This window comes from Mycobacterium sp. NTMscope_MAC_12 (assembly GCF_976985675.1).
In genome coordinates, this window is the sequence record NZ_CDRJYY010000001.1 from 4,368,677 (window position 1) to 4,388,853 (window position 20,177).

A 20,177-nucleotide genomic window follows, 5' to 3' on the forward strand; every position below is an offset into this window, starting at 1 on the left:
ATCGCCAAAACCCTTGAACCAGAAGGGGTTACCACCGGAATTCACCCCGCTCGCGCTTGCGGCATCACCCGTCGCCCCGCACACATCCCGCTGACCTGCAGCCGCACCCCGCTGATCCGCCCGAATCCGGGGGCGGGCGCTCCCCAGTGGGGGGTGATCTCATATCCACAGACCCGGGCCGCGAGCCGCGTCGGCGCCTCCTGCCATTCGCCGCCGGTGACCAACAGGGTGCACCCCTTGTTGCGGGCCCGCGCCACCACCGCCCGCGCCCGGGTCGGCGGCACCCGGCGCCCGCCCAGCCCGAGGACCACCAGATCCATGCCGTCGACGAGCACCGCGGCCACCTCCACCGGATCGGTTCCGGGATCCGGTATCACCGCGAGCCGGCTCAGGTCCGCCCCCATCTCCGCGGCGGCCAGCAGCCCGATATCCGGCTGGCCGACGATCGCGGCGTTGCCACCGGCCGCCGTGACCGCGGCGACCATGCTCAACAGCAGCGACCGGGCACCCGAGAGCACCGCCACCGTTCCCCGCGGCAGCGGCGCCGGCAACAGGTCCGCCAGCCACTGCGGCAGCGCCAGCTGGGATTCCGAGTCCAGCAGCTCGTCGGCGGGCCCGCCGAAGGCCGGCCCGGACCTTTTCGCGGAGATGCCCGCCATCCGCCGCCGAAGCGATTCGAGCTGCTCAGCACGGGTTTCTTCGTGGTGACTGGAGGCAAAAGCCGCGGTCATGACCTAGCCTCCTTGATCACCATTCGAAAATATGTTCGAAGTAAACACCTGCCCTCTGACAACCGTCAAGCGACGGGAGGGGCGGCTTTATGCGATCGATACCGGTGGGACTGATGGTGTCTTTTGGGCGGGATTTTTAGCCGCCGGGCGACGGCTATGCCGCCCATGCGGCGAGCCATCCGCGACCCTTGCCATGTCAACCCAGCAAGCATATGGTTGCAATACCCAAGCGTTTGATTGGACGGTGCCCATGGCCGACAGCACCCGCGATCGGATCCTCAACGAGGCGCTGCGACTCTTCGCCGAGCACGGCTATGCCGGCACGTCGATCGCGTCGATCGAGAAGGCAGCCGGCCTGTCCCCGCACTCGGGATCCCTCTACACCCATTTCGGGTCGAAGGAACAGGTCATGGCCGCCGCTGTCGAGCGAGCCATCCAGACCGCCGACGCGAGCTTCACTCTCGCGCCGATGTTGTCGCTCGGCAATCTGGAGGCCGAGCTGACATTGGTTGCCCGGGGCTCATTGGTGCTGATGACCAACTGGCGCGATCTGATTCGCGTGATGGTCAAGGAAGGCGACCGCTTTCCCAATGTGATGGCCGATGCCCGAGATCGCCTCTTCGTCAGGTCGCATCAGTTTCTCGCCAAGTGGCTCGAAGGCAAAGCGCCACAAGATGGTTCACCCGACCGCGATTTCGAGGCGATTACCGCGATCTGGCTCGGAGCGATCGAAAACTATTGGATCGCCGCGTCTATGCACGACGATCGCCCACTCGGAATCGACGAGGAGCGATTCGTTCGGCAATGGGTTCTCACGCTGATGACCGCGATCGGAGCAGGGAAATGACAAAAGCGCACTTCGATCTCAACGATCCTGCGGTGATCGCGGACCCCTACCCGCACTATGCGCGGCTACGCGATCACGCTCCGGTCTATCACTGCGCGGACCCGGATCTGTGGATACTCAGCCGTCACGACGACGTGGCGGTCGCGGTGCGCGATGCCACGCGGTTCTCCTCCGACCTGGGCAAGTCGTCGCGTTTCGACGACAACCCGTTTAACCCCACGATGAAGGTCCCGCACCTGCTCGCCGCAATGCTGGGTCGCATTGCGCCGATTCGCACCGTATTGACCAGCGATCCGCCCGAGCACACCCAGTTGCGCCGCAAAGTGAGCCGGGCCTTCACACCGAGACGAATCACCGCCTGGGAGCCGCGAATTCAGGAGATCGCCGAAAGCCTCGTCGACGACATCGTCGCCAAGGCCGGCAACGAGCCGATTGATCTGGTTGCCAACCTGGCATCGCCGCTGCCGACGATCGTGATCGCCGAGATGATGGGCATTCCGGCCGATCGCCACAACGACTTCAAGCGCTGGTCGGACAACCTGGTCAACGGGCTGCTCACCGGTGGCAGCAAGACCAAGATGCTGGCCGGCATAGCCGAGATCACTTGGTTCTTCGCGAATACGGTACGCAGTCGGCGCCGCAACCCCGGCGACGACCTCGTCAGCCTCCTGATAGCCGGCGACCGTGACACCGAGGCGCTCAGCCTGGTGGAACTCATCAACTTCTGCGTCCTGCTCTTGGTCGCCGGCAACGAGACGACCACCAATCTCATCTCTAACGCGATGCTGGCGCTGCTGGATCGGCCGAACCTGTGGCAGCAGATCACGGCCGATCCGGCCTTGGCCGCCACCGCGGTGGAGGAGACGCTCCGGTTTGACGGACCCGGCCAGGGCCTGCTCAGGATCGCCGCGACCGACATCACCATCGGCGACACCACCATCCCCGCCGGCGCCAGGGTGCTGCCACTGATCGGCTCCGCAAACCGCGATCCGCGTCATTGGGACGACCCGGACGAGTTCCGCATCGACCGAAACTCCTACGAGCACATCGCGTTCGGCTCCGGCATCCATTTCTGCATCGGCAACGCTCTGGCCCGGATCGAAGGTCGCGCGGCGATCGAGACACTCGCGCGCCGGTTACCGCACCTGGCACGGGCCGGGACGCCGATCCGGATCGCCAGCCCGGTGCTACGGGGACACCGGTCACTGCCAGTCGTCATCGACCGTAGAGAGCGACTCAGCCCAGCACCCGCACCGGCACGTTGTTCCAGCCGATGACGTTGGTCATGGCCACCCGGTGCAGCCCCTCCCGCACGATCGCGTAGCGCGGCATGTGATCCAGCAGCTTGTCCAGCGCGACGGCGCTCTCCGTCCGGGCCAGCGCGGCGCCCAGGCAACTGTGCACCCCGTAGCCCAACCCCAGGTTCTGCGCCTGGCTGCGGTCCCGGTTGATGTCGAAAACGTCCGCGTCGGTGAACGCCCGCTCGTCCCTGTTGGCCGAGCCCACACAGAGCAGGACGGGGTTTCCGGCGGGGATCGTGGTGCCGTGCAACTCAACGTCTTTCATGGTGTACCGCACCAGGTACTGTGCGGGCGCCTCCCACCGCAGCAACTCCTCCACCGCGGCGGGAATCCGGCTGCGGTCCTCGAGCAACATCTGCCATTGATCTGGGTGCTCGGCGAAAGTGACCACCGCGTTGCCCACCAACTTGGTGACCGTCTCCGCACCCGCCCCGCCCAACATTGAAGCGAAGCCGGCGATCTCGACGTCGTCGAGTTTGGTTGCCACGCCGTCGCGCTCGACTTCGGCGGCGATCAGATCGCTGATCATGTCGTCCTGCGGATTGGCGTGCCGTTCTTGGATGATGTTGTAGTAGATCAGTCCGGTCTCGATGCCCGCCTGAACGCCCTCTTCGGGCGTCGCGACGTTGCCGTACTCCCGCTCCAGCGTCTTGTCCAGGAGAAGGCGGACCCGCTGGCGGAGCTCGGCGGGCACGCCGAGCAGCCGGGTGATCACTTCCACGGGAAACAACGCCGAAAAGTCCTGCACCACATCGAATTCGACGGGATCGGCCGCGGCGAGAAATCGTTCGATCTGTTGGACGACCAGCCGACGCTGGCGTTCGATGGCGCGCGGCGTGAACACCTTGTTCACCAGGTTGCGCATCCGGCGGTGCTGGGGCGGATCCATCATGATGATCAGCGGCGGCACGGGATTACCGGACTGCACCATCTCGAGATCGACCCCGCGCGAGGACGAGAATGTTTCGAAGTCTTTGATGGCGGCCGCGACATCGGCGTGACGGGTCAGCGCATAGAAGTCGTAACGCTCGTTGTAATAGACGGGCTCCTCGTCGCGCAGCCGCCGGTAGGTGGCGTAGGGGGCGTTGAAGAAGTCGTTCGAAAACGGATCAAAGACAACTTTCGAGGCGGTCAACGCGTCCTCCTGGATCCACCGACGGGCAGACCGGCCGCGGCGCGGATCTCGCGGCGGGCCACCGCCGGGTCGTTATCCGGGAATACGTAGTGGCTCAAGGCGACTCGCGCGATTGCGCCCGCCAGGTTGCGGCTGTTGACCGCGTTATCGAAACCGTCCTCGCGAGCGCATTTCTCCAAGACGGGCAGCAATCCTTCGATGATCATGGGTAACGCCCGGGCCATCTGTTGATGGGCGAAGCCCGGCTCCAAGTCGAGCTGACGCCCGGGGGGCTGCTCCTCGACGAACGTCGCCACGACGTCGATCGCGGCTTCCAGTCGTGCGACTCCGGTTACCCCGATCATCGCCCTCTCCATGGCGGTGCTGAAGCGCCGGTACTCCTGCTTGCCCAGCGCGTCGATGAGATCTTCTTTGCAGTCGAAGTAGCGGTAGATCGTCGGCCGCGACACCCCCGCCAGGGTCGCCACATCCGACAAGGACAATTTCCGGGCGCCGGTCCGCAGCACGAGGCGGCGTGCGGCGTCGAGTATCCGATCGCCGAGATCGCCGTGATCCGAACCGGATCGGCGAGCCTCGGCCGTCGACGCTTTCACGCGGCCACCGGATCGAGCCGGCCGAGTTCGCGCAGCCACGGGATCAGCAGGCGCAGCCCGTCGTCGAAGGACATCGGGTGGTAGCCCAGCCGCCTGGTGGTCAGGTTGTCGTCGGCTCTGGGCTTGCGCACGTCTTTGGCCGCGGCCTCGGCGATGGCCATTAAGGTCGGTCCGAACTCGGCGGTCAACGCTTGCGGATCCGACCGGTAGTCGAGATCCTCGACGCGGTGGTCGATTCCGGCGATCTCGCAGGCCCGGTTGATGCCGGCGGCGGTGCTGATGGTGTCTTGCGGCTGGCCGATCAACAGATAGCGCTCACCGGCCACCCCGCGGTCCAGCGCCGCAATCGAGCCCTTCGCGACGTCCCGGCCCGCCACCCATGTCACGGGAAACGCAAGGTAGCGCTTGATCTTTCCGCGCATGCCGGCCAGCAACACCCGGTTGAAGCTGGTCCGGTGCAGGGCCCGTTCCACCACCGGGGCCGGCCCGAAGATCGCGCCGGGATGGCAGGTCAGCACGTCCTCGCCCGCGGCGGCACGTTGGTGAGCCTCGAGGAAGGCGGCGAGCTTGGTGACCGTATAGGGGTCGTCGGGCGGCTGTTGGAGAACGGGAGCCTCTTCGAAGTCGAGGTCGGTGCTCAGATCGATGAACGTGGCCGTGCTCAGGGCGACGACCCGACGCATGCCGTGGCTTTTCGCCGCGTCGAGCACGTTGGTTGTGCCGATCATGTTGACCGCTTTGAAATCCTCGAGGTCCTGACTGGCCCCGCCCAGCAGCGCCGCGCAGTGGATCGCCGCCTCGGCGCCCTTGGCCGCGCGAAGCACGTCGTCGGCGTCGCTGATGTCGCCCTTGACCAATTCGACGCCGATGGCGGCCAGCACCGCCGCCTCGTCCGGGTTGCGGACCAGCGCGCGGACGTGGTCTCCGCGCTCGATCAGCTGTTCGCAGACGTTGCCGCCGGTCTGGCCGGTGGCGCCGGTGACGAAGATGGTGCTGGCCATGGCGGCGGCCCCTTCCCTGGCTACATATGAGACAAATCAAGTAAATATCGTAATGCTTGACTTGCTATTCCTCTAGGATTAGCCCATGACGCTCGATCCGGCAAGCATTCTTTTGACCGACCGTGTCGCCGTCGTCACCGGCGGCGGTGCGGGCATCGGTCGCGGCATCGCCGCGGGACTGACACGATTTGGCGCGAAGGTGGCGATCTGGGAGCGCAACCCCGAATCGTGCGCGGCGGCCGCGGCCGAGATCGGCGCGCTCGGCATTCCCACCGACGTCCGCGATAGCGCCGCGGTCGACACCGCGCTGACGCAGACCACCGCCGAACTCGGCCCGGTCACGATCCTGGTCAACAATGCCGGTGGGGTCTTCTGGTCCGGGATCCTCGACACCAGCGAGAACGGCTGGGACGCGCTGTACAAATCCAACCTGCGCCACGTCTACCTGTGCACCCAACGGATCGCGCGCGGCTTGGTTGAGCGCCGGTTGGCGGGCAGCATCATCAGCGTCACCTCGATCGAAGGCGCCCGCGCCGCACCGGGTTACGCCACCTATGCGGCGGCCAAGGCCGGGGTCATCAATTACACCAAAACCGCGGCCCTCGAACTCGCGCCGCATGGGATCCGGGTCAACGCGCTGGCACCCGATATCACCTTGACCGAAGGGATCATGCACGTGGCACCCCCGGGCTCCGAAGAGCGGTTCGGGCTCACGGTCCCGATGGGTCGCGCGGGACGGGTCGACGAGATGGCCGGCGCGGCAGTGTTTCTCGCCTCCGACATGTCGAGCTACATCACCGGCCAGACGATCCATGTCGACGGCGGCACCCACGCCGCCGGTGGCTGGTACCACCACCCCGAGACCGGCGCCTACGCCCTGGGCCCCACTAACAGCTAGGACGAACCATGCCACGCATCGAGCCGATCCCGATGGACCGATTGAGCACGGCTTCGCGCCGCATCGTGGATGCGGGCATGGCAGACGGCCGCTACGCCACACCGGTTCCCTTGCAGATATTCGCTTACCGCAGTGCGCAATTGGCCCAGGTGGACATGGCCAGAACACAGCTGGGAGCGGACACGCTGCTGGGCGGCCGGATACTGGAACTGCTGCGCATACGCAGTGCCCAACTGGGCGAGTGCGAGCCGTGCAGCCAATCACGCAAGCACGATTCGATCACCGAGGACGATGTGGCGTGCCTGCTGGCCCCACAGCACGACTCTTTGACGCCGCAGGAGCGCCTGGCCGTGGAATTCCTGGACCGCCTGTCGGGCGACCATCATTCGATCGACGACGAGTTTTATCGGCGATTGGGCGAGCATTTCACCGCCGCGCAGATCGTCGAACTCGGCTTCACCTGCGCCTCGACGATGGGGCTGCACCGCTTTCTGCACACCCTCGACGTGTACGGCGAATCGATCCCGGTCATCGGCTACTCCCCCGACCAGGTCGATGCCGCCCATCCGCAAGGGCAGCGCTGATCGCTTCGAGCGACAACCCCAGGCCGCCGAGGCAGAAACGCTGCACGCGATCCCGGATCTGGTCGGGATCCCGGCTCGCCGTCGCCCAGTGCCGTTCGACATTGGACCACACCACGCCCTGGATGGAGAGCGCCTCAACATCGGGATCGATCTCTGGAAATATGCCCAGATCCCTTCCGCGCGCGAGTTCTTGGACAAGCGGGTGCAGTATTTCGCGATACGCGGGGGCAACGATTTCGGGAGCGGCGAACATCTGGCGTTGCGCCTCGATCGACATCTGGCGTAGGTCAGCGCGGATCTGCTGATTGAAGGCGAGGTCGAGTCGGCCGGCGATCCAGGCCAACACCGCACGAACCGGATCGACTCCCGACATGCGTTGCTGCAGCCGCGCGACCTCACCGCGAGCCATCTCCAGGAATACCGCCGCCACCAGCTGATCCTTGGAGTCGAAGTGACGGTAGAACGCCCGGGTGCTCAGCTGCGTCCTGCTGAGCAGCGCAGCGACAGACAGTGCCTGGACTCCTTCGGTCCGAACGACTTCGGCGGCCGCGGACACGATCGCGGCGTGTACCTGCGGATCGGGTTCGAGTTTTTGACGCCCGCCGGCCCGATCAGGCCGAAGCATCGTAGGTCGCCATGTAGTCGCTGAACGCCTCGTGCACCCGCGCAGGGGTCAACCCGTAGTCGGCCAGGTCGTAGGTGTGGGTGCCGCGGTGACCGGGCTTGTGTTCCTCGGCCCACTGGCGAACCTTGGCCCGCGCCGAGTCGGTGAACCTCAGACCGAGCCTTTCGTAGCTGTCGGCCACGGTGGTGACCGGGTCGGATTGCAGGGCGGCAAACGAAACGTCGACAAACCGGTCGTCACCGAACTTCCTGCGGAATTCCATGGCCCGACGCATGCCCTCGGCCCACCATGCCAGCTGCTCGGCGCCGAGCTCTTCGGGGTCTTTTCGGTCACTGCTCCAGCTTCGGACGTAGGCGATGAGACTGCAGACCGATCCCAAAACCTTGGCCGGATCACGGTGGCTCCACAGAAATTTCGCGTCCGGATAGGCTTCGACGAACGCGTCGAGGGCGAACATGTGCACCGGGGTGCGCAGGTGCCACAGGTTCGGTTTGCAATGCCATTGCAGCAATTTGAGCACGTCGCGGTGGAACGCGTAGGTTTCGCGCATGTCGTTGCGCAGCAGCCATTCCACGTAGCCGGGCACGCGCACCACGCCGTCGAAGTGGAAGGTGCGAAAGCTCATGCCCATCAGGTCCTGGCATTCGGTCGCGGCCTCGGGTTCGGAATTGGTCATGGCCCGGAAATCGGGGAACATCTGCTCGATCATCGCGATGCCGTCGGCGCACTGCGCGATGCGCGGGTCGCTGTGCTGGGTGGCGGCCTCGGGCGGCGGAGTCGGTGCCTGAGATTCCCACGTGCGCAGCGACCTGAATTGTGGGTCGGCAGAAACTAATTGACTCAGCGCGGTGGTGCCGGTGCGGGGCAGGCCGAGGACGACGACGGGACCCTCGACCATTTCGTCGACGATCTCGGGATGCTGCTTGTAGGTTTCCACGATCTTCAGCCGCTGGATGAGGGCGTTGCTGATGGTGGCGTGCTGGATGACGCGGCCGAGGTCGTTGAGTTCGGCTTCGGTGTTCAATGCGTCGACGGTGCGCTCGAGGCCCTCACGGTAGTAGGACGAACCGAAGTCGTCGAGCCCGGTGGCGGCGCGCGCACCGTCTTCGAGGTCGTCAGCCGAGAAGCTCACCGGTAGAACCTTTCGTGTACGGCGCGGCGACGGGCCTCGATGACGTGCGCGCGTTCGGCGGGAGTGATCATCGTGGTCTCTGCCGGCAACGCCGCCACGACGTCGTCGACCTTCACGACCCGTGTGTCGGGCACCGGCGCGGTTTGCGTTCGGACGCAACGCAAAAGCATCGCGCCGTTGCTGTGGCCCGCGGTGTCGAGCCAGTTCGCCACCCCGGGATCAGTTGCGGAAATGACGGCGCGAAAGACCCCGTCGGGGTCGATGACCGCCTGGTGGCCGTTGAGGCTGGATTGATGGCGGCCGTAGTGGATCGTCTCCAACCACGGGTTGCCCAACGAGATGCTCCAGTAGACCCCCTCGGGGGGCTGTACCGCGAGGATGAGCGCCTCGTCGGGCCCGAGCTCGAATCGCCCGATCACAGGCCGATTTTCGGCGGCAGCGCCCATCTCGGTCATGTCCATCGGCGGAATGAATCCGTTGGCGGGCGGCATCGCACCGAAGTCGAGAAAGAACTTCAGGTTGTCGTAGACGAAGTCCCCCAGGGCGTAAAGCTGTTGGGCGACCGAGGAATCCAGCTCGACCGAACGGACTTCGGGTACCACTTCTTCCCCGACGCGCTCGATGTGCAGCGACGCGGGAACCTCGGTGTCCCAGTCGTAGAAGAAGTTTCGTACGGTCAGCGTCGGGTGCTCCCCCGCCAGCCGCAACCAGTTGCCCTCGTGCTCGTCGGCCGAGAGGATCGCCTCGAAGCGCCCATCCGTGTCGACGTCGAGGTCGTCGACGAGGCAATTGGAGGTGGCCGCGATTCCGTCCATGGTTTGCAACCCGACGTAGCGGGCCGTCCCCCGGTTGCCGAAGAGCCGATAGGTCTCGCCGGCGCGCAGGCTCGCGTTCAGGTACACGCAGTCGGGGCATTCCAGGCCCCAGGTGACGATGTCGTCCATGCTGGCGCGATTGACGGCGAGCACCGGGTCGGGATCGGCCCGCAGCGCCATGTCGGTGCCGACCGCCAGGAGCACCATCAGGTGACGCATCCCCGACGCATAGTCGAGGCGGTTCTTGTTGACCGGTGCGCTCCGGACGAGTTGTTCGGCCGCGTTCAGCCGCTCCTGGAGGTGCGCCCAGGCCTGGGAGAGGTCGGCCGCCGGGCCGTCCCCTGGTGACAGCGCCGCCTCCGCGATCGAGTGCGGCAGCCAGGCCATCGGGTTCTTCCAGGCTGGTTGTGCCTGTTCACGGGTTTGCTCGGCCACCTTGTCCTCCAGCCGGCGTCGGCGCCACGACCAATTGAAAATGGTGTTTTCAATTGCGCCATGCGTACCACTCGGATGGAGGGACTGTCAATGGGACGGGTCGTCGGCGAAGCGCGTCACGCCCGGGCGGCTACTCCCACTCGATGGTGCCCGGCGGTTTGCTGGTGATGTCGAGCACCACGCGGTTGACCTCGGCCACCTCGTTGGTGATGCGGGTCGAGATGCGCTCCAGCACCTCGTAGGGAACCCGGGTCCAGTCGGCGGTCATGGCGTCCTCACTGGTCACCGGCCGCAGCACGATCGGGTGCCCGTAGGTGCGGTTGTCGCCCTGCACGCCGACCGAGCGGACGTCGCCCAGCAGCACCACCGGGCACTGCCAGATCAGGCTGTCCAGGCCGGCGGCGGTCAGCTCCTCGCGCGCGATCGAGTCCGCCCGCCGCAGGGTGTCCAACCGCTGCGCGGTGACCTCGCCGACGATCCGGATGCCCAGGCCGGGACCCGGAAACGGTTGGCGCGCAACGATTTCCTCCGGCAAGCCCAGCTCGCGCCCGACCGCGCGCACCTCGTCCTTGAACAGCAGCCGCAGCGGCTCGACGAGTTTGAACTTCAGGTCGCCGGGCAGGCCGCCGACGTTGTGGTGGCTCTTGATGTTCGCGGTGCCGCTGCCGCCACCGGACTCCACCACATCGGGATACAGCGTGCCCTGGACGAGGAAGTCAACGCCGGAACCGTCGGAAGCGTTGTCCCCCACAATGTCTCGCACCGCGCCCTCGAACGCCCGGATGAACTGGCGGCCGATGATCTTGCGCTTGCCTTCGGGATTGGTCACGCCCGCGAGCGCGTCGAGGAAGGTGTCGGCCGCGTCGACGGTCACCAGGTTGGCGCCGGTGGCGGCCACGAAGTCGCGCTGCACCTGCGCGCGCTCGCCCTCGCGCAGCAGCCCGTGGTCGACGAAGACACAGGTCAGGCGGTCGCCGATGGCGCGCTGCACCAGCGCGGCGGCCACCGCGGAATCCACGCCGCCGGACAGCCCGCAGATCGCGTGGCCGTCGCCGATCTGGGCGCGCACCTGCTCGACCAGCGCCTCGGCGATGTTGGCGGCCGTCCAGTCCGCGCCGAGCCCGGCGAAGTCGTGCAGGAAGCGGCTGAGCACCTGCTGCCCGTGCGGGCTGTGCATCACCTCCGGGTGGTACTGCACCCCGGCCAGGCGACGGGCCCGGTTCTCGAAGCCGGCCACCTGCGCGCCCGCGCTGCTGGCCACCACCTCGAATCCGTCCGGCGCGGCGGTGACCGCGTCGCCGTGGCTCATCCACACCGGCTGGACGCTGGGCAATCCCGAATGCAGTTCGCCGCCAAGGACTTTCAGTTCGGTCCGGCCGTATTCGCTGGTGCCGGTGTGGGCGACGGTCCCGCCCAGCGCCTGCGCCATGGCCTGAAACCCGTAACAGATGCCGAACACCGGCACCCCGAGATCGAACAGCGCCGGGTCGAGCTGAGGGGCACCGTCGGCGTAGACACTGGACGGCCCGCCGGAGAGCACCAGCGCCAGCGGGTCGCGGGCCTTGATGTCCTCGGCCGTGGCGGTGTGCGGGATGACCTCGGAGAAAACCCGGGCCTCGCGGACCCGGCGGGCGATCAGCTGCGCGTACTGCGCGCCGAAGTCCACGACGAGCACCGGTCGAGCCGGCGGTCCGGACGTACCCGATGTTTGCGCGTTTCCAGTGGATTCGGCCACGCAGGCGAGTCTAGTGGCCACCTGCGCCGGCCCCGCCCGAGAGGCCTCCCGCGGAAACGTGGTGCGCAACGCGCCGCTGCGGCGAATTTTATGCCTTTGATATGAGGGGGGCGGGCCCGTCTTGATAACGACAATCATTTTCAATTAACTGGTCGAGGATTCTGCAACCTCGCCCAGCCCAGGAGTTGCCCTGATGGCGTTGCCCGCCGCGATCCCCCCGCCGATCGCCGACCGCAGCGGGGGTGTCCGACGATGACCGCACCGATGTGGATGGCGTCCCCGCCGGAGGTGCACTCAGCGTTGCTGAGCAGTGGCCCGGGACCGGCGTCGCTGTTCGCCGCGGCGGCGGCGTGGAGTTCGATGGGCGCCGAATACGCCTCGGCGGCAGAAGAACTCAGCGCGCTGCTGACGTCGACGCAGGCCGGCGCGTGGCAGGGGCCCAGCGCCGAATCCTACGTTGCCGCGCATACCCCCTATCTGGCGTGGTTGACGCAGGCCAGCGCGCACAGCGCCGCGGCGGCCGCCCAGCACGAGACGGCGGGCACCGCCTACACCGCCGCGTTGGCGGCGATGCCGACCCTGCCCGAGCTGGCCACCAACCACGTCGTCCACGGCGCCCTGGTGGCGACGAATTTCTTTGGGATCAACACCATTCCGATCGCGGTCAACGAGGCCGACTATGCGCGGATGTGGGTCCAGGCCGCCGGCACGATGGCGACCTACGAAGCCGTCTCCACCGCGACGGTGGCGGCCATACCGCCGACGGACCCGGCGCCGCCCATCCTCAAGTCCGAGGCCACCGCCCAACACGACCACGAGGAGGACGACGACCACCACGACCACGAGCACGGATTCGACAGTCCGCTCAATCAGTTCATCGCTCAGATCCTGCGGCTGTTCGGCATCGACTGGGATCCGGTCGAGGGGACCCTCAACGGCTTGCCCTACGAGGCCTACACCAACCCCGGCGACGTGCACTGGTGGGTGGTTCGAGCCCTCGAGCTGTTTTCGGATTTTCAGCAATTTGGGGCGCTGTTGCAGGAAAACCCGGCGGCGGCCTTCGAGTTCATCACCAACCTCGTGCTGCTCGACTGGCCGACTCACCTGGCCCAGCTCGCCAGTTGGCTCCCGACGCAGCCCCAGTTGCTGCTGCTGCCGATGCTCGTCGCGGTGGCCCCCTTCGGGGCGCTGGGCGGTTTTGCGGGCCTGGCGGCGCTGACGCCCCCGGCTGCGCCCGCCGCGGTGCCGGCGGCCCCTCCCGCCGTCCCGTCCGGCCTGCCCGCGGCGCTGGTCACGCCGGCCATCGCCGCCCCCGCCCCGGCCGTCGCGCCGGCGCCGGCGCCGGCGCCCGCGCCCACGGTCAGCACGGTGGCCAGCCCGGCACCGCCCGCGCCGCCGGCCCCGGGCGCTGCCCCATTCGTGCCTCCCTACGCCCTCGCGCCTCCCGGCATCGGGTTCGGTTCCGGCATGAGTGCGGGCGCCGCCGCCGGCGCGAAAAGGAAGGCGCCCGAGCCTGATTCGGCCACGACCGTCGCCGCGGCGGCCGCACGGGAGGCGGCGCGGGCCCGGCGGCGCCGGCGGGCGCGGCAACGAGATCACGGCGACGAGTTCATGGACATGAACGTCGACGTCGATCCCGACTGGGACGAGCCGGCGACGACGGCGTCGCAACGCGGCGCCGCACCCCTGGGCTTCGCCGGCACGGCGCGCAAGCAACCCGTCGCCGCGGCCGGGCTGGCCACGATGGGCGGCGACGAATTCGGCGACGGACCCCGGATGCCGATGATCCCGGGCACCTGGACCCCGGACGACGGCAATGGGGCGCACCACAGCAAGGATTGAGGTCCCGGCGCAATACCCGGTCATCCCTGGCGACATGCACGTTGGCATGGTGGAGTAGATAGCGCCCAACCCCGATACCCGAGAGTGAGTACCCGTGCTGGGTCTGCCAGAGAAGGTGCGCGCCTGCCTGTTCGACCTCGACGGCGTGCTCACCGACACCGCCAGTGTGCACACCAAGGCCTGGAAGGCCATGTTCGACGCGTACCTGTCCGACCGGGCCAAGCGCACCGGCGACGAGTTCGTGCCCTTCGACGCGGCCGCGGACTACCGCGAATACGTGGACGGCAAGAAGCGCGAGGACGGGGTCCGGTCGTTTCTGGAAAGCCGTGGCATCGAGCTGCCCGACGGCAGCCCCGACGACCCCGATGACGCCGAGACGGTCTACGGCCTGGGTAACCGCAAGAACGACATGTTCCAGAAGGTCCTCAAGCAAGACGGCGTCAAGGTGTTCGACGGGTCGCGGCGCTACCTCGAGGCGGCGTCGGCCGCGGGCCTGGGCATCGCGGTCGTGTCGTCGAGCGCCAACACCCGCGACGTCCTCGAGGTCACCGGCCTGGATCGGTTCGTGCAGCAGCGGGTGGACGGCATCACCCTGCGCCAGGAGCACATCGCCGGCAAGCCGGCACCCGACTCCTACCTGCGGGGGGCGGAATTGCTCGACGTTTCCGCCGAGGAGGCGGCCGTGTTCGAAGACGCCTTGTCGGGAGTGGCGGCCGGCCGGGCCGGTAACTTCGGTTTCGTGATAGGTGTCGACCGAGTGGGCCAAGCCGAGGACTTACGCCGCAACGGCGCGGACGTGGTGGTCAGCGACCTCGCCGAGTTGCTGCAGTCATGATCACCGACGAAGCGTTTCCCGTTGACCCATGGCACGTTCGCGAAACCCAGCTTGACCTCAACCTGCTGGCCCAGTCGGAATCCCTGTTCACCCTGTCCAACGGGCACATCGGGCTGCGCGGCAACCTCGACGAGGGCGAGCCCTACGGCCTGCCGGGCACTTACCTGAACTCCTTCTACGAGATCCGGCCGCTGCCCTACGCCGAAGCCGGCTACGGCTACCCGGAAGCCGGCCAGACGCTCGTCGACGTCACCAACGGCAAGATCATCCGGTTGCTGGTCGAGGACGAGCCCTTCGACGTGCGCTACGGCGAACTGATCTCCCACGAGCGCGATCTCGACCTGCGCGCCGGAACGCTGAAAAGAACCGCGCACTGGCGCTCGCCCGCGGGCAAAGAGGTCAACGTGGTCTCCACCCGGCTCGTCTCCCTGCCGCACCGCGGCCTGGCCGCCATCGAGTACGTCGTGGAAGCGGTCGGCGATTTCGTGCGGGTCACGGTGCAGTCCGAACTGGTCACCAACGAGGACCAGCCCCAGACCTCCGGCGACCCGCGCGTGTCGGCCATCCTGGAGAACCCGCTCGAAGAGGTCGCCCACGAAAACACCGATACCGGAGCGGTTCTCATGCACCGCACCCGCAGCAGCGCGCTGATGATGGCCGCCGGCATGGATCACGAGGTCGAGGTGCCCGGCCGCGTCGAGGTCAGCACCGACGCGCGCGCCGACCTGGCCCGCACCACCGTGATCTGCGGGCTGCGCGAGGGACAGAAGCTGCGCATCGTCAAGTACCTGGCCTACGGCTGGTCGAGCATGCGCTCGCGTCCGGCGCTGCGCGACCAGGTCGCGGCCGCGCTGCATGGCGGCCGCTACAGCGGGTGGCAGGGCCTGCTGGATTCGCAACGGAAGTATCTGGACGATTTCTGGGATTGCGCGGACGTCGAGGTCGAGGGCGACCCCGAATCCCAGCAGGCGGTGCGCTTCGGGCTCTTCCACCTGCTGCAGGCCAGCGCCCGCGCCGAACGCCGCGCCATCGCCGCCAAGGGGCTCACCGGAACCGGCTATGACGGGCACGCCTTTTGGGACACGGAGGGTTACGTGCTGCCGGTCCTGACCTACACCGCGCCGCACACGGTGGCCGACGCGCTGCGGTGGCGGGCGTCCACCCTGGATCTGGCCAAGGAGCGGGCGGCCGAACTGGGCCTCGAGGGCGCCGCCTTCCCCTGGCGGACCATCCGGGGGCAGGAGTGCTCGGCGTACTGGCCGGCCGGCACGGCGGCCTGGCACATCAACGCCGACATCGCGATGGCCTTCGAGCGCTACCGGATCGTCACCGGGGACAACGACCTGGAGGCCGACTGCGGCCTGGAGGTGCTGGTCGAGACCGCCCGGCTCTGGCTCTCGCTCGGCCATCACGACCGGCACGGCGTCTGGCACCTCGACGGCGTCACCGGCCCCGACGAGTACACCGCGGTGGTCCGCGACAACGCCTTCACCAACCTGATGGCCGCGCACAACCTGCACACCGCCGCCGACGCCTGCAACCGCCATCCCGACGCGGCCAAGGCGCTGGGGGTCACCACCGAGGAGGCGGCGGCCTGGCGCGATGCCGCCGACGCCGCCCACATCCCCTTCGACGCCGGCCTGGGCGTCCATCAGCAGTGCGAGGGGTTCACCACCTACGCCGAATGGGACTTCGAGAAGAACACCACCTACCCGCTGCTGCTGCACGAGGCCTACGTGCGGCTCTACCCCGCGCAGGTGATCAAGCAGGCCGACCTGGTGCTGGCGATGCACTGGCAGAGCCACGCGTTCACCCCCGAACAGAAGGCCCGCAACGTCGACTACTACGAGCCGCGCATGGTGCGGGACTCGTCGCTGTCGGCCTGCACCCAGGCGGTGATGTGCGCCGAGGTCGGGCATATGGAGCTGGCGCACGACTACGCCTACGAGGCCGCGCTGATCGACCTGCGGGATCTGCACCACAACACCCGCGACGGTCTGCACATGGCCTCGCTCGCCGGCGCCTGGACCGCGCTGGTGGCCGGGTTCGGGGGCCTGCGCGACGACGAGGGCGTGCTGTCGCTGGATCCTGCTCTGCCGGACGGCATTTCGCGGTTGCGATTCCGGCTGCGGTGGCGCGACTTCCGGGTCACCATCGACGTCAACCACGTCGACGTCACGTACACGCTGCGCGACGGGCCCGGCGGTGAGCTGACCATCCGGCACGCCGGCGAGGACCTCGAGTTGAGCACCGAATCACCGACGACCGTCGCCGTGCGTATGCGCAAGCCGCACATGCCGCCGCCGCGCCAGCCACCGGGGCGCGAACCCATGCACCGGCGGGTGCTCTCCCGGCCTCACTGAGCGTCGGCGGGCCCGAGAATCCGCTCGACTTCGGCGCCCACCGCGGCGCGCAGTTCGGCGTCCGTCAGCTCCTCGATCCCGGTCGCCGAGCGCAGCACCGGCGCGAACAACCGCCAACCGAACTGCAGCGCAAGGGCATTGGCGACCGCGAGCCGCGCCTTGACCTCGTCGTCGTAGAGCGGCCGCACCCCGTCGAGCAGGGTCGCGATGTTGGGAAAGCGCTTCTGCAGTTGCCCCGCCGGATACCCGTCGAGCACGGTGCGGGCCATCACCCGCATCTGGCGGTCCAGGGACCGCTGCACCACGTCCGGGGGTGTGTCGGTCTCCAGCAGGGCGCTCAGGTCGGCGCCCAGGTGGTCGAGCACGGCGCCGACGAGTTGTTCCTTGGTGCCGAAGTGCCGGAACACCAGCCCGTGATTGACGCCTGCCCGCGCGGCGATGTCGCGGATGGACGTCGCGGCCGGGCCGCGCTCGGCGAACAGATCGGTGGCGGCCTCCAAGATCGCCGCGGCCACTTCCGCACGCCCCGTCGGCACTTTCCCGCGGCCCGTTGCGGAAGTTGTAGTCATCTGACTACACTACCAAATGTAGTCGATTGACTACACCCGTTTTGACTCGAGGAAGACGACCATGACAAGTCAGATAACCGTCACCAAGCTGGGAAGCCGCATCGGGGCCCGGGTCGACGGCGTGAGCCTCGGCGGCCAGCTGGACGACGGCGCGGTCGAGACGATCCGCCGGGCGCTGTTGACGCACAAGGTCATCTTCTTTCGCCACCAGCACCACCTCGACGACGCGCAGCAGCTCGACTTCGCCCGCCTGCTGGGCACTCCCATCGGCCACCCGGCCGCGTCCGCCCTGGCCGCCAAGCACATGCCGGTGATCACGCCGATCGACTCCGAGTACGGCAAGGCGACCCGCTGGCACACCGACGTCACGTTCGCCGCCAACTACCCGGCGGCCTCGATCCTGCGGGCGGTCACCCTGCCCAGCTATGGCGGCTCGACGCTGTGGGCCTCGACCGTGGCGGCCTACCAGCACCTGCCCGAGCCGCTGAAGCACCTGGCGGAAAACCTCTGGGCGCTGCACACCAACCGCCACGACTACGTGTCCACCGAAGCGGTCATGTCGATGAACGACGCGCAGCGGGCGTTTCGGCAAGCCTTCGAGAAGCCGGACTTCCGCACCGAGCATCCCGTGGTGCGGGTGCACCCGGAGACCGGTGAACGCGCCCTGCTGGCCGGCGATTTCGTGCGCGGCTTCGTCGGCCTGGACAGCCACGAGTCGAACGTGCTGCTGGAGCTGCTGCAACGACGAATCACCATGCCGGAGAACACCGTTCGCTGGAGCTGGGCGCCGGGCGACGTCGCCATGTGGGACAACCGCGCGACCCAGCACCGGGCGATCGACGACTACGACGACCAACCCCGGCTCATGCACCGCATCACGTTGATGGGCGATGTGCCGGTCAACGTGCGCGGCGAGCGCAGCCGGGTGGTCAGCGGCACACCGCTCGAGGTGCTGGCGAGCTAACCCACCGAGCTGACCGGATCGACCGGTGACCAGCGCAGCGCGCCCGGGGCGAAGAGGGGCACCCGCGGATGCGCCGGCGCTATCGGGTCCAGCCGGCGATACGGCTCGCCCTGCGCCGGGCGCCGGTCGTTTTCGCCGTTGTTGGGCCACAGCGACGCGGCCCGCTCGGCCTGGGCGGTGATGGACAACGACGGGTTCACGCCCAGGTTCGCCGAGATGGCGGCCCCGTCCACCACAAAAAGCGTCGGGTAGCCGTAGACCCGGTGATAGGGGTCGATGACCCCGTGGTCGGCGTTGTCGCCGATCACCGCGCCGCCGAGGAAATGCGCGGTCAGCGGGATGTTGAACAGCTCGCCCCAGGTGCCGCCGGCCACGCCGTCGATCTTGGCGGCGATGCGGCGGGTGACCTCGTTGCCCACCGGAATCCACGTCGGGTTCGGCTCGCCGTGGCCCTGCTTGCTGGTGTACCAGCGGATGCCGAGCTTGCCACGTTTGGTGAAGGTGGTGATCGAGTTGTCCAGGTGCTGCATCACCAGCGCGATCATCGTGCGCTCGCTCCACTGGCGGGGATTGAGCAGCCGCAGCATGCCACGCGGATCCTCCCGGGCGGTGTCGAGCAACTGCTTCCAGCGGGGCACGTCGGTCCCTTCGGGCCCGGGCCCGTCGGTCATCAACGTCTGCAGTAGCCCCATCGCGTTGGAGCCCTTGCCGTAGCGGACCGGCTCGATGTGGGTGTCCGGCGTCGGGTGGATCGACGACGTGATCGCCACCCCGTGGGTCAGGTCCAGGTCCGGGGAGACCTCCAGGCGCCCGGCGCCGACGATGGACTCGGAGTTGGTGCGGGTCAGCACGCCGAGGCGCTTGGAGAGCCGGGGCAGCCGGCCCTCGTCGCGCATCTTGAACAGCAGGTGCTGGGTGCCCCACGTCCCGGCGGCCAGGATCAGGTGCCTGGCGGTGTAGGCGCGACGGTCGCGGCGCACCCAACTGCCGGTGCGCACCGTGCGGACCTCCCACAGCCCGTCGGGGCGCTGCTCGAATCGCTTCACCGTCGTCATCGGTATGACTTGCGCCCCACCCGATTCCGCGAGAGCGAGGTAGTTCTTCAGCAGGGTGTTCTTGGCGCCGTAGCGGCACCCGGTCATGCAGCAACCGCACTCCAGGCAGCCGGTGCGTTCGGGTCCCGCGCCGCCGAAGAAGGGGTCCGGCACGGTTTTGCCCGGCGCCTTGGTGCCGTCGGGACCGAAGAACACGCCGACCGGGGTCGGCACGAACGTGTTACCGCAGCCCATCTCGTCGGCGACCTGTTTGACGATGCGGTCGGCGTCGGTGAAGGTCGGGTTCTCGACCACGCCCAGCATCCGCCGCGCCTGGTCGTAGTGCGGCATCAGCTCGTCGCGCCAGTCGGTGATGTGCGCCCACTGCTGGTCCTTGAAGAACGGCTCCGGCGGCACATACAGCGTGTTGGCGTAGTTCAGCGAGCCGCCGCCCACCCCGGCGCCCGCCAGGATCATCACGTTGCGCAGCGGGTGGATGCGCTGGATGCCGTAGCAACCGAGCTTCGGCGCCCACAAGAACTTACGCAGGTCCCAGGACGTCTCGGCGAAATCCTCGTCGGCGAACCGGCGTCCGGCCTCGAGGACGCCGACGCGGTAGCCCTTTTCCGTCAGCCGCAACGCGCTGACGCTGCCCCCGAAACCCGAACCGATGATCAGGACGTCGTAATCCGGCTCCATCGCACCAGTATGGCCTTACCCGCCGGTAACAACCAACGA

The 20,177-nt window shown here is 67.7% G+C and carries 17 protein-coding genes and 1 pseudogene; 8 read left to right on the plus strand and 10 right to left on the minus strand.

Annotated features, from left to right (window positions below):
- Positions 1–41 precede the first annotated feature (41 nt).
- A complete protein-coding gene (locus tag AC0KS4_RS20115; RefSeq protein ID WP_238956773.1) occupies positions 42–731 on the minus strand; it encodes a hypothetical protein in 690 nt (229 codons plus the stop codon).
- A gap of 250 nt (positions 732–981) precedes the next feature.
- On the opposite strand from AC0KS4_RS20115, the gene AC0KS4_RS20120 reads away from it, so the two are divergent.
- Together AC0KS4_RS20120 and AC0KS4_RS20125 are read left to right on the plus strand one after the other, a co-directional pair.
- Positions 982–1,578 carry a TetR/AcrR family transcriptional regulator gene (locus AC0KS4_RS20120; RefSeq protein ID WP_238956774.1) on the plus strand — a complete coding sequence of 199 codons (597 nt, stop codon included), beginning with the start codon at positions 982–984 and terminating at the stop codon, positions 1,576–1,578.
- Positions 1,575–2,855 (plus strand): cytochrome P450, encoded by a 1,281-nt coding sequence (locus AC0KS4_RS20125; RefSeq protein ID WP_238956775.1) that lies wholly within the window; start codon positions 1,575–1,577, stop codon positions 2,853–2,855. Before AC0KS4_RS20120 ends, AC0KS4_RS20125 begins: the two co-directional genes overlap by 4 nt.
- Here the strand turns inward: AC0KS4_RS20125 and AC0KS4_RS20130 are convergent.
- Genes AC0KS4_RS20130 through AC0KS4_RS20140 form a run of 3 tightly spaced genes read right to left on the minus strand, consistent with a single transcriptional unit; the run spans position 2,815 to position 5,608 of the window.
- Positions 2,815–4,014, minus strand: a complete 1,200-nt coding sequence (locus tag AC0KS4_RS20130; protein WP_238956776.1) for a cytochrome P450 — start codon at positions 4,012–4,014, stop codon at positions 2,815–2,817. The two genes, AC0KS4_RS20125 and AC0KS4_RS20130, sit on opposite strands and share 41 nt — an antisense overlap.
- A complete protein-coding gene (locus AC0KS4_RS20135) occupies positions 4,011–4,607 on the minus strand; it encodes a TetR/AcrR family transcriptional regulator (RefSeq protein ID WP_238956777.1) in 597 nt (198 codons plus the stop codon). The genes AC0KS4_RS20130 and AC0KS4_RS20135 overlap by 4 nt, the downstream gene beginning before the upstream one ends.
- Positions 4,604–5,608 carry an NAD-dependent epimerase/dehydratase family protein gene (locus AC0KS4_RS20140; protein WP_238956778.1) on the minus strand — a complete coding sequence of 335 codons (1,005 nt, stop codon included), beginning with the start codon at positions 5,606–5,608 and terminating at the stop codon, positions 4,604–4,606. Before AC0KS4_RS20140 ends, AC0KS4_RS20135 begins: the two co-directional genes overlap by 4 nt.
- 85 nt (positions 5,609–5,693) lie before the next feature.
- On the opposite strand from AC0KS4_RS20140, the gene AC0KS4_RS20145 reads away from it, so the two are divergent.
- Together AC0KS4_RS20145 and AC0KS4_RS20150 are read left to right on the plus strand one after the other, a co-directional pair.
- Entirely contained in the window at positions 5,694–6,506 is an 813-nt protein-coding gene (locus tag AC0KS4_RS20145; protein ID WP_238956779.1) for an SDR family NAD(P)-dependent oxidoreductase, read from the plus strand.
- Between the two features lie 8 nt (positions 6,507–6,514).
- Positions 6,515–7,090, plus strand: coding sequence for a carboxymuconolactone decarboxylase family protein (locus tag AC0KS4_RS20150; protein ID WP_238956780.1), 576 nt, complete (start codon positions 6,515–6,517; stop codon positions 7,088–7,090).
- Here the strand turns inward: AC0KS4_RS20150 and AC0KS4_RS20155 are convergent.
- The 4 genes from AC0KS4_RS20155 to guaA form a co-directional block, all read right to left on the minus strand.
- Complete coding sequence (locus AC0KS4_RS20155; protein WP_238956781.1) at positions 7,035–7,715, minus strand: TetR/AcrR family transcriptional regulator; 681 nt, start codon at positions 7,713–7,715, stop codon at positions 7,035–7,037. The genes AC0KS4_RS20150 and AC0KS4_RS20155 overlap by 56 nt on opposite strands.
- Positions 7,702–8,847, minus strand: a complete 1,146-nt coding sequence (locus AC0KS4_RS20160) for a sulfotransferase family protein (protein WP_238956782.1) — start codon at positions 8,845–8,847, stop codon at positions 7,702–7,704. Before AC0KS4_RS20160 ends, AC0KS4_RS20155 begins: the two co-directional genes overlap by 14 nt.
- Complete coding sequence (locus AC0KS4_RS20165) at positions 8,844–10,049, minus strand: DUF1214 domain-containing protein (RefSeq protein WP_238957378.1); 1,206 nt, start codon at positions 10,047–10,049, stop codon at positions 8,844–8,846. Before AC0KS4_RS20165 ends, AC0KS4_RS20160 begins: the two co-directional genes overlap by 4 nt.
- A 178-nt stretch (positions 10,050–10,227) precedes the next feature.
- Positions 10,228–11,832 (minus strand): glutamine-hydrolyzing GMP synthase, encoded by a 1,605-nt coding sequence (guaA, locus tag AC0KS4_RS20170; protein WP_238956783.1) that lies wholly within the window; start codon positions 11,830–11,832, stop codon positions 10,228–10,230.
- Positions 11,833–12,084: 252 nt separating this feature from the next.
- On the opposite strand from guaA, the gene AC0KS4_RS20175 reads away from it, so the two are divergent.
- From AC0KS4_RS20175 to AC0KS4_RS20185, 3 genes and pseudogenes are all read left to right on the plus strand, one after another.
- On the plus strand, positions 12,085–13,674 hold the full coding sequence (locus tag AC0KS4_RS20175) for a PPE family protein (protein ID WP_238956784.1): 1,590 nt from the start codon (positions 12,085–12,087) through the stop codon (positions 13,672–13,674).
- A 12-nt stretch (positions 13,675–13,686) separates the two neighbouring features.
- Positions 13,687–14,509, plus strand: a pseudogene (locus AC0KS4_RS20180) (beta-phosphoglucomutase family hydrolase).
- On the plus strand, positions 14,506–16,872 hold the full coding sequence (locus tag AC0KS4_RS20185) for a glycoside hydrolase family 65 protein (protein WP_238956785.1): 2,367 nt from the start codon (positions 14,506–14,508) through the stop codon (positions 16,870–16,872). Before AC0KS4_RS20180 ends, AC0KS4_RS20185 begins: the two are co-directional and overlap by 4 nt.
- Here AC0KS4_RS20185 and AC0KS4_RS20190 read toward each other — a convergent pair.
- Complete coding sequence (locus AC0KS4_RS20190; RefSeq protein ID WP_238956786.1) at positions 16,866–17,441, minus strand: TetR/AcrR family transcriptional regulator; 576 nt, start codon at positions 17,439–17,441, stop codon at positions 16,866–16,868. The genes AC0KS4_RS20185 and AC0KS4_RS20190 overlap by 7 nt on opposite strands.
- A 61-nt stretch (positions 17,442–17,502) precedes the next feature.
- Between AC0KS4_RS20190 and AC0KS4_RS20195 the strand changes: the two genes are divergently transcribed.
- Positions 17,503–18,405, plus strand: coding sequence for a TauD/TfdA dioxygenase family protein (locus AC0KS4_RS20195; RefSeq protein WP_238956787.1), 903 nt, complete (start codon positions 17,503–17,505; stop codon positions 18,403–18,405).
- On the opposite strand, the gene AC0KS4_RS20200 is transcribed toward AC0KS4_RS20195, so the two are convergent.
- Entirely contained in the window at positions 18,402–20,138 is a 1,737-nt protein-coding gene (locus AC0KS4_RS20200) for a GMC family oxidoreductase N-terminal domain-containing protein (protein WP_238956788.1), read from the minus strand. The two genes, AC0KS4_RS20195 and AC0KS4_RS20200, sit on opposite strands and share 4 nt — an antisense overlap.
- Positions 20,139–20,177 lie beyond the last annotated feature (39 nt).

What these genes read in the sequence shown, in the direction of transcription:
- AC0KS4_RS20195 (WP_238956787.1), top strand. Translation starts at nt 17,503, where the DNA reads ATGACAAGTCAGATAACCGTCACCAAGCTGGGAAGCCGCATCGGGGCC.
- AC0KS4_RS20120 (WP_238956774.1), top strand. Translation starts at nt 982, where the DNA reads ATGGCCGACAGCACCCGCGATCGGATCCTCAACGAGGCGCTGCGACTC.
- AC0KS4_RS20125 (WP_238956775.1), top strand. Translation starts at nt 1,575, where the DNA reads ATGACAAAAGCGCACTTCGATCTCAACGATCCTGCGGTGATCGCGGAC.
- AC0KS4_RS20115 (WP_238956773.1), bottom strand. Translation starts at nt 731, where the DNA reads ATGACCGCGGCTTTTGCCTCCAGTCACCACGAAGAAACCCGTGCTGAG.
- AC0KS4_RS20145 (WP_238956779.1), top strand. Translation starts at nt 5,694, where the DNA reads ATGACGCTCGATCCGGCAAGCATTCTTTTGACCGACCGTGTCGCCGTC.
- AC0KS4_RS20185 (WP_238956785.1), top strand. Translation starts at nt 14,506, where the DNA reads ATGATCACCGACGAAGCGTTTCCCGTTGACCCATGGCACGTTCGCGAA.
- AC0KS4_RS20175 (WP_238956784.1), top strand. Translation starts at nt 12,085, where the DNA reads ATGACCGCACCGATGTGGATGGCGTCCCCGCCGGAGGTGCACTCAGCG.
- AC0KS4_RS20140 (WP_238956778.1), bottom strand. Translation starts at nt 5,608, where the DNA reads ATGGCCAGCACCATCTTCGTCACCGGCGCCACCGGCCAGACCGGCGGC.
- AC0KS4_RS20165 (WP_238957378.1), bottom strand. Translation starts at nt 10,049, where the DNA reads ATGGCCTGGCTGCCGCACTCGATCGCGGAGGCGGCGCTGTCACCAGGG.
- AC0KS4_RS20190 (WP_238956786.1), bottom strand. Translation starts at nt 17,441, where the DNA reads ATGACTACAACTTCCGCAACGGGCCGCGGGAAAGTGCCGACGGGGCGT.
- AC0KS4_RS20155 (WP_238956781.1), bottom strand. Translation starts at nt 7,715, where the DNA reads ATGCTTCGGCCTGATCGGGCCGGCGGGCGTCAAAAACTCGAACCCGAT.
- AC0KS4_RS20150 (WP_238956780.1), top strand. Translation starts at nt 6,515, where the DNA reads ATGCCACGCATCGAGCCGATCCCGATGGACCGATTGAGCACGGCTTCG.
- AC0KS4_RS20200 (WP_238956788.1), bottom strand. Translation starts at nt 20,138, where the DNA reads ATGGAGCCGGATTACGACGTCCTGATCATCGGTTCGGGTTTCGGGGGC.